The organism is Thermofilum pendens Hrk 5 (genome assembly GCF_000015225.1).
GTDB lineage: Archaea > Thermoproteota > Thermoprotei > Thermofilales > Thermofilaceae > Thermofilum > Thermofilum pendens.
Genome location: NC_008698.1, coordinates 48286 through 60965, shown reverse-complemented (window position 1 = coordinate 60965; position 12680 = coordinate 48286). Strand labels below are relative to the sequence as shown.

Below are 12680 nucleotides of genomic sequence, written 5' to 3'. Positions count from 1 at the left end.
ATGAAAGTGATATATGTCAAGGATCCCGTAAAGGCGCCACCGTCACCGATAGCGATAGTAGAGGAACCCGAGGTTCTTAAAGCATACTTGGACGATGACCTGAACCCGGTGAGGTGTTTCGACGAAGAAGGCTTCGAAAAGCCCTGCCCGGAGATAAAGGTATCCCGAGAGGACACCGTATTCATGGGAGGAGTTGTGTCCGAGGTTCTTGCCTCCCAGTACAACTGTAGCTACATCGATGACCGAGTGGTAAGGTTAAACCCGAGCTTCAACCCCGAAAACGCGAAGAGCTACCTTGAGGTTGCCAAGAACCCTCCCGGCAGTGAGGAGATAGCGAAAGACACCGTGCTTATCGTTGTGCCTGGGTCATTGATCTCGAGGAAATCTATGGCTAGCGCCGTGGCCGGCTTGCTGGAGCGGGGGGAGATACGCGTGAAGGCTGTAATAGACTTTGACGCCGGGCTTAACTACAGGGTAGCGAAGATCGACGAGTGGGATGTGCTCTCCAGGTACGACTACTGGTGGGAGGTACCGTGGAACTACGTGGTGGCATCCGGTAGGAACTTGAGAAGGTTCGTAGAGCTCCTCACGGAGCGCCCCGTGGAGAAGCCCCCCAAGAAGCTCCAGGTCAAGAACTACGTTTCCCTGGACGACTTCCTGCAATCCTTCCTGGAATGGTTCGGGAGGGCTAGCTCCGCGAGCGAGAAGAGAAGGGAGGTACGCAGGTTCGTGGCGTTCGTGGACGAGAATCTGTTCGAAGCTGAAGGAGGCTACAGGGCGGCTGTGCTCGTTAAAAACACTAGGAGAAGCGTGGTCGCGAGGTGGTACTTTACCAGGAAGTTCGAGCTGAGAGCCTTCGACGGCTTTCCACCCGAAGCTGTGAGGGACGTAGACATGGAAGCCGTGCTCGGCAATGTTCCCAGGGAGTCCCAGGCCAGGATCCCCAGCCACCTCGCAGCGTTCTTCGTAAGGCAGGCAGTACTCTCGCCCGTCAGGATAGAGGACTTCCTAGCCGTAAAAGCCCACAGGTGGGTCGAAGTAGCCTACCTCTAGCCCGTTGAGCCCCTTTTCAAGAAGTAGTAGATCCTTGTGTAATCCCTTCTTCCCAGCCCCCCTATCGTCGAAGCTTCCAGGAATGTCTTCGCGAGCTCCGAGAGCATTGGTAGCGGTTGCCCCTTATGGTAACCCGAGAAAACAGCGTAGTGGAGGTCTTTCGCGGCAAGCCGTAGCTGGAAGCTTGTAGGGTACTTCTCGTCTAGCAACCTCTTGGCGTACCTGTCCACTACGACCCTCAGCCAGAGCCTGCTCGCCGCGTCGAAGAAAACCTTCGGCTCCACGTTCCAAGCCTCTACCAGGAGCAGGGCCTCTGCGAGCGCCTCCAAAGCCGAGAAGTACATACTGTTAAGCGCGAGCTTTATCACGGAGGCATTTTCCTGTGATCCAACGAGCACGTGCTCCTTGCAGTAGGCGGAGGTAAGGGGCTCTACCTCGCGGAAAACCTCCTCGCGCCCACCAACTATGCACACGCCCTCTCCCCTCTCGATGTCGGAGGGACCTCCCATGACGGGTATGGCTAGGTATTCGACGCCCCTCCTCTTAGCCTCCTCTACCGCCTCCCTGGTGTACATCGGGGATACCGTGCTGTGATTGACTATTATCCTCGGGCGCCCCTCCCTCAGGACGGCGCTTAGCACCTCGCGGGAAGCCTCGTCGTCGGAAACCATTACAAACACCACCTCGGCTACCCTAGAAAGCTCGTCGAGGCTAGAGGCTACCCTAGCCCCGTACTGCTCTAGCGGTCGAGCCTTCTCTATTGTCCGGTTCCAGACGAATAGCTCGTGTCCAGTCCTCGCTAAGCGGGCCGCCATTGGAAAACCCATGGCCCCTGTTCCTATAAAGCCAAGCCTCATAGCGCCCTTTTATTTAAGCCGCTAAGATATAAATCTGGTTTCTGGATAGTGTTCATTGCAGGTGAGGAGCATGAGGATAGAGGAAGCCATTAAAACCGTCGAGAAAACTCTGAGGGAGAAAGGCTACTCGGTAACGAGAGAAGTAGAGGACGGAGACCAGGTGCTGGTTGTCCAGCTCGGTGACCGGAAAGCCAAGGTTAGATTCCACGGGGAGGCAGGAGAGCTCCTCGAGTTGCACCTTAAATACGAGAACGTTCCGGGCGTAACTATACTGAAATGCGAGAGATACCTGGAGTCGATGCGATGCATAGAAGACCTCCTGAGCAGGCTCTAGGCTCGGTCACCCATATATACGACAATTACACAGTATTAACTCGGAATGAATGTAAAGAATATTTTAGTAGGTTTATTCCTAATATTCGTCCTCTTGCAAATACTCGAGGCCTACCTGTACAATACGCTGGATGCGGGTTACCTGGAAGTAACGGACGTAGACTTCTCCGGAAACGTGGAAAACCTCACGCTGAGAATCTACCTTTCAAACCCCTACTCAGTCCCGCTACAGTTCCAGGAAGTCTCCGTAAAGGCAAAGTGCGGGTCAAGCTTCTACGGAGCTTCACGGGGAAACGTTACAGTCCCCCCAGCCTCTCACTCCGTCCTCCAGCTGGAAGTCGGGATACCCTTTGGCGAAGAAGCATGCAACTTCACGCTGGTCGAGTACCCTATGTTGCTGGTGACTAGGCTTACGGGTATAACCTTCATAAACAAGTCTAAACAGTTCCAGCTAGCAATACCCGGGTACGGGGCCCGTTTTCTCTGGGCTGGCTGGAACAAGACAAGCGTAAAGCTCGGGGAATGCGTCGACATAGAGGTTCACGTTAAGCCTCCCGGGCCTTATAGGCTAACAGTTCTGGCGGAGCTCACAGGCTTCGCTCCTGAGGCTGTAGCGCAGTACGAGGGGCTGGGGGACGGCGTTTTCACGTTCTGCCCTAAGGAGCCCTCCTCGTTCAAGCTGAAGGGATACTTCCTCCAGGTTTCAGCGCAGGACGCTACGTGGACGCAGGCTCCCGGCTATCCGCCTAGGCTCCGTGTAGAGCCGTAAAGAATATCGGTTTAAAGAGGACCAGGTTAACCCGTGCTATACATAGTGCACACCACCGGCCAGTGTAACCTGAAGTGCGATTACTGTGGAGGAAGCTTTGACCCAAGGAAAGTGCCGTGGAGCGTGAAGTACGACTACCACCTGCTCAAGAAGTTGGTTGAACGCGACGAAGACTCTATCGTCGCGTTCTACGGAGGAGAACCGCTTCTCAACAAGGACTTCGTGAAGTGGGTTCTGGAAAACGTGAGGGCAAAGCACTTCGTGATTCAAACCAACGGAACACTCGTGAAGTCTCTCCCTGAGAGGTACTGGCACATGTTCGACGCCGTGTTGCTATCCGTGGACGGACGGGAGAGCGTAACAGACAAGCATAGAGGTTCAGGAGTGTATAGGCGGGTCGTCGAGTCTGCTAGATGGCTCAGAGAGATAGGCTTCAAGGGGGACCTGATAGCCAGGATGACAGTAACGGAGGACACCGACATCTACGAAGACGTCAAGCACCTCCTCTCCTTGGGTCTCTTCAGCCATGTGCACTGGCAGCTAGACGTCGTGTGGAGCGATAGGTGGAAGTGCTTCTCGTGCTGGAGGGATGGAAACTACCTACCCGGAGTGGCGAAGCTCGTCAAGGAGTGGTTAGAGGAAATGCGCAGAGGAAAGGTTCTGGGAATAGCGCCCTTCAAGGCGCTCATTACGCGAGCATTCCACAAAAGCTACTCGGCGCCCCCCTGCGGCGCGGGGGTAAGTTCTTTCTCGATACTCACCGACGGCAGGATCGTCGCATGCCCCATAGCAGTGGAGGAGCGTTGGGCACTCGTCGGGAGAGTGGAGGACGGGGAGATACACCCAGAAAGAGCCCCTAAAATATCTGAGCCGTGCTCCTCGTGCCGTTACTTCGAGTTCTGCGGTGGTCGTTGCCTCTACGCCTACATGGAGAGGCTGTGGGGCGAGGATGGCTTCCGCGAAGTGTGCGTAGCGACACAGAGGTTCATAGACATAGTTCTCAGCACGCTCAACGAGGTGAAGGAGCTACTCTCAGCCGGGGTGGTCTCTATGAGCGATATTTATTACCCTCCCTTCAACAACACCGTGGAAGTCATCCCCTAGCACCAGGTGCTGGCAAGTGGAGAGGGTAGCAGAGGCGGCGGCTTTCCTCAGCGCCGCGGAGGAGAAGTTCTCAAAGGACGAGGACTTCGAAAGAGACGCCCGACTCGCGATACTGCTAGCGCTCCGCGCGGTAAGCGAAGACCTGGGGTCGCTGGATCCAATAGAACTGGCAGGAACTCTCCCGGAGAGGATCATAGGAGAAGTTATACTGTTAAAGGAGATAAGCACACGAGCCTACAGCGTCAGGGGCGAAGCCCTGCTGGAGGCTTCTCGGGAGGCTGTTGAGATAGCGGTATCTATAATCCTCTACAGGGTTGCGAGCAACCAGGGAGAACAGCCCTAAAGATATGAGTCTAGGCTAAGCATGTCCTGTACAATGGTAAAAGGACTCTCTGGGCACTGGCTTAAGAATATATATTGGACGTACCTTTGCCAAGGGGCTACATGAAGCGCGTAGACGTTGCCTTGATTCACGCTCCAAGCGTGTACGACTTCCGCGAGCGCCCCTACGTCCACTACGGACCCATAAGCGACGTGATACCCTCTAAGCCTGTCTTCGACATGTACCCCGCCGGCTTCTTCTCCCTGGCAAGCTACCTGGAGGAAAGGGGGGTTAAAACCGGGATATTCAACTTAGCGGCTAAAATGGTGAACGACCCCCGCTTCGACGTTCCACGCTTCCTCAGATCCCTCGAGGCAAGCGTGTACGGGATAGACCTGCACTGGCTGGTGCACGCCCACGGAGCCCTCGAGATTGCGAGGCTAGTCAAGGAGCTGAGGAAGGGGCACGTCGTGCTGGGAGGCTTCTCAGCGACCTATTACTGGAGGGAAATCCTGGAGAAGTTCCCGTATGTCGACGCAATAGTCCTCGGGGACACCACGGAGCCAGTCTTCTTCGAAGTAGTGCAAGCGCTGGAGGCGGGGCGCCTCGATAAGCTCGGGGAGGTGCCTAACTTAGCCTACAGAGACGAGAACGGCAGAGTGAGGTTCAACGGTCTAAGGTACGTGCCGGTAGAGCTTGACGAGCTCAGACCAAAGTACGACATCGTCGTAAAGGTGATGGTGAGGAGCGGTATAACGTACTCCATACCTTGGAGCACTTTCCTCAAGCACCCTGTAACCGCGGTTATAACGTACAAGGGTTGCACGTTCAACTGCCTAGCCTGCGGAGGAAGCAGGTTCACGTACAACGTGATCTACGGGAGGAGGAAGCTGGGCGTCAAGAAGCCGGAAACGCTTTTCGAAGAGTACAAGGAGATAACCGAGAGGCTGAAGGCTCCTATATTCTTCGTCAACGACCTCCAAGTATTAGGGAAAAGCTACGTAGAGCGACTAGTAAGCCTCCTGAGAAGTGAGAGGGCAGGCGTAGAGGTATTCTTCGAGTTCTTCACGCCGCCTCCAAGGGACTTCCTCGCAGTACTGAGAAGCGCCGAGGAAAGGGTTTACCTCCAGATCTCGCCCGAGACGCACGACGAGAGTATCCGGTCAACGTACGGGAGGCCCTACACGAACAGCTCGCTGAAGGCTTTCCTAAGAAACGCGGAGGATCTAGGCTTCACGAGGGTAGACCTCTACTTCATGGTAGGGCTACCGGGGCAAACCCCTGAAAACGTTAAGGGTATAGGTAGCTTCTTCGAAGAACTCAGACGCATTGCCCCAAAAGTCGTAGACGCCTTCGTAGCGCCACTAGCGCCCTTCGTTGACCCGGGAAGCCCGGCCTTCCACATGTCCGGCAAGTACGGGTACCGCTTATTCGCGTATACACTCTCGGACCACAGGAAGCTCCTACTCGCGGATAAGTGGTACCTAATGCTCAACTACGAGACTAGGTGGATGACGCGGGCAGAGATAGCGGCGGCAACGTACAACGCCGTTGAGAGCCTTGCGACAAGCAAGTACAGGGCCGGAGTCATAGACGAGGAGTACTTCAGGGAGGTGATGGAGTCCATCCAGCTGGCCAGGAGAGGCGGAAGGCCGGAAATCCTGGACTCCAAGGAAACTCTCAGAGAAGAGGAACTCTACCCCATGAAGGCGCTCAACCTGTCCTACCTAACGCCAAAGGTGATCCTCGAGATAGCGAAGTACATGGTTAGAAGCTAGCTTTCTTCGTATATCTCGAAGTACTCGCCGGCTATCTCCTCCACTATCGCGTCCAGCCCGCCCACGCGGATAACCCCGGAGTCGGTTTCAACCTTGAAGTGCGCGTAGCCAGCCGGAAGGTCCAGTACGGCATCGACTATGCGCCCACTGACCTCTACCCGCGCGCCGGTATCTATCTCGTACCCCGTAGCCTTTAGCCTCAGCTTCTTGTTCTCAAGCAGTAGCTTTTTAGTCTCGTAGAGAGCCATCCTGTGGAAGGTAAACTTTAGCGGCATGTCGTAGTTCTCGTCTACTATCACCTTAGAGCTAACCCACCGGTTCATAAAGTCGTGTGAGAGGTAGTCAGTGAGCGTTCTCTCTTCTATTAAGTAGCCGTGGCGGATCGGCAGAGTTGGGCGCGCCTTAAGGACTCCCCCGCGCTCGGAGTCCACGACGACGACCAAGTCTCCCGATATCGCTACCCTTAGCTTCTTCAGGAACGGCATGTCCTCGACGATAAACTTAGCCCCCCTCTCGCCCAGGGAATACGAGAGCACGTATACTCTGACACCCCGCTCAACTGCCGCCTCTATTTTATCGCTGAGCATGTGCAGGAACTTTATGTCACCCATTATGAGCGCGTCGATAGTCGCCGAGTCGAGTAGCTCGGCTATCCTGCTCTTAGCGACCTCGGGCTCCCGGATAATCCAGACGCCGAACTTCTCCTCCAACGAGGGCTTAGACAACCCCCGCATGTAGCTAAGAGCCTTTTTCGCGAGGGAATCGAAGTCCTTCAGGAAGAGGTTCAGGAGTAGCTGGGGATCCACAGCCCTGTACTTCTTCGGCCTTCCTCCAAGCTCCTCAATATACCCCTTAGACGACAGCCTCGTGAGGGCTACGTGGATCTGAGGCCTATGCTTTACCAGGTAGTCGGAGATCTCCGGGGCGCTCAGCGGGCCTTTCTCCAGCAGGAGGAGGTACAGCTCCGCCTCCAGCCCCGTGAGGCCCAGTAGCTTCAAGAGCTGGATGGCGTTATCCCTGGGGGTTCCGCCTCCAGCCTCCCCGGGTACCCTTTCGCTCATAACGAGCCAGAGAGTAAATTACGACCAAGTATTAATACTTGCTTGTCGAATAAACGGGGAGAACTTAGTCTACAAAGTCTCAATACTATATATAATTTTGCCTTTCTTCACGGCAACAGCGTAGTATATCTCGCTTAGAGAAACGGCGATATTAGCTACCTCGACAGCCCTGTTACCAAAGATGTACGTTACGCTCTCCACGTTCTCCCCGCCGACGTCTACGAGTGCCTTACAGTCGGGGCACTCCTCTAGGAGTTCGGCGGCTGCGGAGGCTGCTGGGTTAGCCGAGGGGTAGTCCTCGCTACTAAACTCCTTGAAGCGTAGACCCATGCTTACCAGTGCCTCCTCGACTATCTCGTCGTACTTGATGTTTATCACCGCCCGGTACTTTCCGTTTATCGACAAGAGTATCCCGCTCAAATGTCTGCTGGCGCCGAACTCCGGTTGCCTGTAGAGTATCTCGCCGCTCTTCGACCTGGAAATACGCCCGGGGACAGCCGCTACGTCGTAAATGCTCTTCGCCCCTGGAATAGCCATCGCTATGTTCGTCAAAACCTCCGGGATGAGCAAACCGAAGTACTCGGAGGACCACAGGACGATCAAGGCCCGCTCCATGTCCGCCATTACAAGCCCCCTGCTTACATCGAGATTCGGGTAGACAACCTTAGTACATATGTAGCACTCACTTTTTCTCCAGCCGTACTTCTCATGGGCCTTGCAGGCATCCCCGGAAGCCGCTATCAACCACCAGTACCTGTTAGACAGGAAGCCAGCCTCGTTTATGTTCCCTTGGCTTAGAATCTTGGCTATCTTCCTGGCAACGACCCTTATCTCGTTCTCCGGGACGTCCAGCCCCGTACTACCGTACCTGGATCCTTGCTTTTCTCGGAGAATCTTGCTGACAGCAGCCTGAGTAACCCCAGTGAGCCGAGCTATATCCGTTTGAGACATGTTCAGCTTGCGTAGCTCTGAGACGAGAACCCTCCTGAGGTACGGGACGAACACGCTGGAAGCGACGGTCTCCGGGAACATTACCCCCAGCTCTACTTGTAGATAACCGAATTATAAACATATCCTTTGAATGCATTAACCGCTAGAGGATATAACTTGGTTAAATTGAAAGATTCTTCCTCATAACCGAGTTATATAAAATAATTGTGCTTAACCTTAAGGCTACGGGAAAATTTATAACCAGGTTTTGTAGTTTTCAACGCGATGAGGGAAGAAAAACTCAGAGTAGAAGAACTGGTGCTAACAGCCGTTCTATCGGCAATCATAGGGGCTGTGTTCCTTGTATGGTCTAACGTAGTCTGGGGTGCATCGAAGCTGGTTCTCGGGCTTACGCTTACACCGATTATCTACGGGATGTGGTTCATAGGGGCAACCGTGCCTGCCTACATCGTGAGAAAACCGCTAGTAGCTCTTCTCGGCGAGTTCCTGGCAGCCGTGCTAGAGCTATTCTACGGGTCTCAGTTCGCCTCCACGGTTCTACTCTACGGCTTCATGCAGGGGCTCATGTCCGAGCTCGTATTCTTCGCCACTAGGTACAAGAGGTGGGACTGGGCGACAATGGCTCTCGCAGGAGCGGCGCCCGCGCTGTGGGCTGCCCCCGCGGACACCGTGCTCTACGGTATAACCAACCCCCTGTCTCCCGGCCAAAGGGTAGTTTTCTGGAGCCTCTACTTCGTGAGCGGAGCCTTGATCGCCGGGGTACTCGTTAAAGCTTTGATAGACTACGTTGCAAAGAGCTCTTCGCTGCTAGACTACTTCGCCGTCGGAAAATCGGTGAAAAAGATTGGCGGAAGTACTAGTCAATAATTTATCTGTTTTTTACCATTCGTCCGGCTTACAGGTTTTGAAGGGCGTCTCGTTCCAGCTTGACCGCGGGGAGTGCCTCTTACTGCTGGGACCCACGGGTAGCGGGAAGAGCACGCTTCTACTCACGCTAGCCGGGGCAATACCGCAGGTGATCCCGGCTAGCGTCAGCGGCGAGCTAAGCGTGGGGGGTAAAAACCCCGTCGAGGAGGGGCTCCTCGGGATGGCTGGGAAAGTGGGGCTTCTCTTCCAGGACCCTGAAGCCCAAGTTGTCATGCCGACGGTTTTCGAGGAAGTAGCATTCCCCATGGAGAACCTCCTCGAGCCCCCAGAGCGCATCGTGGCGAGGGTAGGCGAGCTACTCGACTTGGTGTCTCTTAAGCGCTATGCGCGTAGCGAGGTGGACACGCTCTCCACGGGCCTAAAGCAGAAGTTAGCGCTAGCAAGCGTCCTGGCCATGGATCCCGAGGTGTTCCTGCTCGACGAGCCCACGGCGCATATAGATCCGCGAACAGCCAAGGAGATATACGCGCTCGTTAAGCGGCTGAAGGACGAGGGGAAGACCTTCATACTCGTAGAGCACAGGGTGGAGTACGTAGCGGGAATAGCAGACAAGGTACTCTACCTGGAGGACGGCAGAGGCGTCCTAGCCAGGAGCATCGGAGAACTCGTGGAAAAAGTCGGCGCCGAGAAGCTTGTAGACGCGGGCGTTTGGATACCGCCCGAGTACCTCCCGCGGAAAAACCCCGCAAACCCCCGCACAGCTGGTACACCTAGGGAGAACCGCGAACCGCTGGTAGACGTTTCATCCCTAGAAGTGAGGGCAGGCCCCGAGGTCATACTGAGGGATGTATCGTTGCGGGCGAGGAGAGGCGAGGTAACGCTTGTCATAGGGCCGAACGGGAGCGGGAAGACAACCCTCCTGAAGGCAATAGCCGGGCTTGTAAGGCCGAGTAGCGGCGAGGTGAGGGTAGCCGGAGGAAGACCCTCGCCGAGGCTCGTGGCTTTCGTCGCGCAGATACCGGACCACCAGTTCACGGAGAGAACGGTTGTGGAGGAGGTTGCCAGCGTGCTCGGAGGTTCCAGGCGGGAGGAGAGGCTGAGAAGAGCCCGAAGAGTGCTTGAAGCGAGAGGGCTCGGGCACCTCTCCGACAGGGTTGTCTACGAGCTGAGCCAGGGCGAGAAGAGGCTCGTATCCTTCGTGGAGATGTACATGCTGGACAAGCCAGTCTACCTGCTCGACGAGCCGACCTTTGGGCTCGACTTCAAGTACAGCCTAACCGTAGCTAGGAGTATCGCGGAGCTCGCATCCTCCGGAAAAGCCGTCGTCGTGGTTACGCACGACTCCTGGATACTGCCCCTGCTCAGCCCCAAAGTCTACGGCCTGTCACATGGAAGGATAGTCTTCGAAGGGGAGCTTCCCGAGCTACTGACTAAGAGCGACGTCTGGAAATACCTCAACTTCGAGCCGCCAGCCCCCCTTAAGGGTCTCGCGAACATTGAAGAGGCTAGGATAGCCGTGCAAGAGTACGCTGAGAGGTTGAGGAACTATGGCGAGGTTGCCTAGCCCTAAGGACTTCCTATCGAGCCTAAACCCTCTGACCAAGCTAGCGCTGTTCCTCGTGGGAATATTCCAGGTAGCCCTGCTCGGAGACCCGAAGTACGCGCTTCTCCACCTCCTCCTGTCCTCCACCCTCCTAGCACTCGTGAGGCCGAAGGTTGGGAAAGCGGAGTTCGCGGCGGCCCTCTCGACCCTCGTGGGCTACACGTGGGTGAACACCGCCCTCTACATCTACAACTACTCCATGAGCCCGTGGGACGCCGCTAGAAACGCGTTGCAGCTAACGGCGCGCGTAGCGATCATAATACTCTACTCGATGACGTTCGTCGCCACCACGACCCCGAAGGCCTTAACCGTGGCGCTCACAGAGCAGCTGGGTGTACCCTACGTGTACGCGTTCATGTCCTTCGTCACGCTCAGAATGGCGCCACTCATAAGGAGAGACCTAGAGAACATGATTGCCTACAGGAGGATAAAGGGGTACTTCTCCTGGAAGGCTCCCCACAGGTACGTAGCGTCCTACGCGTTCCCGCTACTCTTCCTCGCCGTTAGGCGTTCGATCACGCTAGCATTATCCATGCAGGCGCGCGGCTTCGGCAAGTACGCCGAGCGCACGAACCTCGAGAAAACCCGTTTCCGCAGAGGAGACCTCTTATTCGCACTCGCCTACCTCTCGGCGGCGGCTGCCCCGGCGCTTCTCCCCTGAGGCGCGCACCCGAGCAGTATTAGGTCCCTAACTCTGTCGGGGTTCTTCACCCCGTAGAGACAGTTCCACTCCCTCGGTGCAATATCCCTTACAATCCTCCCCCCACCGACACCCACGGCTAAGCCTTTAAACGCGGACGCCCCAGCCGCGCCGACGCTGAAAGTCTCTCCCAGCCCAAGCCCACTGGGAGTTACTGGGACAACGTGCCCGAAGCCCAGGAGCCTCCCGAGGAGAGGCTTAACCACTATCACGTCGCTAACCATGTCTCCGCTAATGTACCGCTCAACCCTCCTGAGAAGGCCGCCCGTAATCCCGACCTTCCTGTACCCCACGAAGTACCTGTAAGTCCTCCTCCGCAGGTCTACGGCAAGAACCCAGCCCGCGGAGAACAAGGATAGAAGTGCCAGCCTCGCTCCAAGCCCTAGGCTCAACCCGAGAACAACCCTTAAAGCCTCGACGCCTACGAAAGCCACCAGACTAAACGCGAGTAGCCCTACCCTGACGTTAATTATCCAGTCTAAGAGGGCTACGAGGATCGCGAGCAAGGCGCCCAAAACGTAGAGAAGCCCCTCTACCGGGCTCATCCCTGGCAAAGCCCACTTCAGTACAAACGCAAGGCTGCTCGAGAGCCCGGCGAGTACCGGTGGGAGGAGCCCCGCGGAGGACTCCAGGGCCGCCACGGCGACAGTAGGTACCAACCCTCTGAGGTAGGATCCCAGGTAGGAGGCCGGAGAAGGGCTACCGCTCCAGCAGATATCCTCGCCCACAAGGTACAGTGTGTATTTGGAGGAAAAAAGTTTACTTTCGGAGAAGCTCCTGGGCCCTCTTAACCGCCGGAGCCTTCTCGAGGGCTTTAAGGAGTAGCGACGCGAGTACTATCGAAACGAGGGTTTGCCCGAAGATGTCCCTGGCAAGCGATACGAGCGCTGGCCCGAGCCCCTTGACGTAAACGTTCACAACGAAGTAGGTGAACGACATCACAAGCCCGGCGGCTACCATGAGCACTAGCTGCGTTTTGAACTTCTTACCGGCGCCGTAACCCGCTATGAAGCCCTGCAGCCCGTGCGCTACGAGCGTCACGTACCACCTCGGGTAGCCTACGAGGAAATCGGCGATCACGGGGCCAACGAGCCCTACCACGAGCCCCATCCACGGCCCGAAGAGTAGCGCGGAGACGTAGATTATAGTGTCTCCAACGTGCGTGTAGCCGCCGGTTGGGGACGGGAGGGCTAAGCCGGGAAAGTACGTTAGGACGGCGGTTAGGGCGGAGAGTATAGAAGCAAGCGCTATGAATAGGCTCGCTCTTCCTTTTCCGGCCACA

At 56.1% G+C, this 12680-nt stretch carries 14 protein-coding genes; 9 read left to right on the top strand and 5 right to left on the bottom strand.

Going from position 1 to position 12680, the window contains the following annotated elements; genetic code table 11:
* Positions 1-1053: a hypothetical protein gene (locus TPEN_RS00390; protein ID WP_011751752.1), complete on the top strand. Its 1053-nt coding sequence runs from the start codon at positions 1-3 to the stop codon at positions 1051-1053.
* Here the strand turns inward: TPEN_RS00390 and TPEN_RS00385 are convergent.
* Entirely contained in the window at positions 1050-1910 is an 861-nt protein-coding gene (locus TPEN_RS00385) for an NAD(P)-dependent oxidoreductase (RefSeq protein WP_011751751.1), read from the bottom strand. The two genes, TPEN_RS00390 and TPEN_RS00385, sit on opposite strands and share 4 nt — an antisense overlap.
* 70 nt (positions 1911-1980) lie before the next feature.
* Here TPEN_RS00385 and TPEN_RS00380 point away from each other — a divergent pair, with 70 nt between their 5' ends.
* The 5 genes from TPEN_RS00380 to TPEN_RS00360 all read left to right on the top strand — a co-directional run bounded on the left by TPEN_RS00380 (position 1981) and on the right by TPEN_RS00360 (position 6216).
* Positions 1981-2244, top strand: coding sequence for a hypothetical protein (locus tag TPEN_RS00380; RefSeq protein WP_011751750.1), 264 nt, complete (start codon positions 1981-1983; stop codon positions 2242-2244).
* Positions 2245-2337: 93 nt separating this feature from the next.
* Positions 2338-3012 (top strand): hypothetical protein, encoded by a 675-nt coding sequence (locus TPEN_RS00375; protein ID WP_148677855.1) that lies wholly within the window; start codon positions 2338-2340, stop codon positions 3010-3012.
* Between the two features lie 33 nt (positions 3013-3045).
* The gene (locus TPEN_RS00370) at positions 3046-4116 is read left to right on the top strand and encodes a TIGR04084 family radical SAM/SPASM domain-containing protein (RefSeq protein ID WP_011751748.1); all 1071 of its coding nucleotides are present in this window, start codon (positions 3046-3048) and stop codon (positions 4114-4116) included.
* Between the two features lie 16 nt (positions 4117-4132).
* On the top strand, positions 4133-4459 hold the full coding sequence (locus TPEN_RS00365) for a hypothetical protein (RefSeq protein ID WP_011751747.1): 327 nt from the start codon (positions 4133-4135) through the stop codon (positions 4457-4459).
* A 101-nt stretch (positions 4460-4560) separates the two neighbouring features.
* Positions 4561-6216, top strand: a complete 1656-nt coding sequence (locus tag TPEN_RS00360) for a TIGR04190 family B12-binding domain/radical SAM domain protein (RefSeq protein WP_011751746.1) — start codon at positions 4561-4563, stop codon at positions 6214-6216.
* Here TPEN_RS00360 and TPEN_RS00355 read toward each other — a convergent pair.
* Together TPEN_RS00355 and TPEN_RS00350 are read right to left on the bottom strand one after the other, a co-directional pair.
* Entirely contained in the window at positions 6213-7277 is a 1065-nt protein-coding gene (locus tag TPEN_RS00355; RefSeq protein WP_011751745.1) for a TrmB family transcriptional regulator sugar-binding domain-containing protein, read from the bottom strand. The two genes, TPEN_RS00360 and TPEN_RS00355, sit on opposite strands and share 4 nt — an antisense overlap.
* Positions 7278-7346: 69 nt before the next feature.
* Positions 7347-8309, bottom strand: coding sequence for a thiamine-phosphate synthase family protein (locus tag TPEN_RS00350; protein ID WP_011751744.1), 963 nt, complete (start codon positions 8307-8309; stop codon positions 7347-7349).
* Positions 8310-8492: 183 nt separating this feature from the next.
* On the opposite strand from TPEN_RS00350, the gene TPEN_RS00345 reads away from it, so the two are divergent.
* From TPEN_RS00345 to TPEN_RS00335, 3 genes are read left to right on the top strand one after another with little or no spacing between them, the layout of a single operon-like run.
* Positions 8493-9095, top strand: a complete 603-nt coding sequence (locus tag TPEN_RS00345; RefSeq protein WP_011751743.1) for an ECF transporter S component — start codon at positions 8493-8495, stop codon at positions 9093-9095.
* A 37-nt stretch (positions 9096-9132) separates the two neighbouring features.
* The gene (locus tag TPEN_RS00340) at positions 9133-10659 is read left to right on the top strand and encodes an ABC transporter ATP-binding protein (RefSeq protein ID WP_052884968.1); all 1527 of its coding nucleotides are present in this window, start codon (positions 9133-9135) and stop codon (positions 10657-10659) included.
* Positions 10643-11359: an energy-coupling factor transporter transmembrane component T family protein gene (locus TPEN_RS00335; RefSeq protein ID WP_011751741.1), complete on the top strand. Its 717-nt coding sequence runs from the start codon at positions 10643-10645 to the stop codon at positions 11357-11359. The genes TPEN_RS00340 and TPEN_RS00335 overlap by 17 nt, the downstream gene beginning before the upstream one ends.
* On the opposite strand, the gene TPEN_RS00330 is transcribed toward TPEN_RS00335, so the two are convergent.
* Both TPEN_RS00330 and TPEN_RS00325 read right to left on the bottom strand, forming a co-directional pair.
* Complete coding sequence (locus TPEN_RS00330) at positions 11320-12126, bottom strand: PH domain-containing protein (RefSeq protein ID WP_011751740.1); 807 nt, start codon at positions 12124-12126, stop codon at positions 11320-11322. The two genes, TPEN_RS00335 and TPEN_RS00330, sit on opposite strands and share 40 nt — an antisense overlap.
* Positions 12127-12157: 31 nt before the next feature.
* A complete protein-coding gene (locus TPEN_RS00325) occupies positions 12158-12679 on the bottom strand; it encodes an ECF transporter S component (protein WP_011751739.1) in 522 nt (173 codons plus the stop codon).
* Between the last annotated feature and the right edge of the window lies 1 nt (position 12680).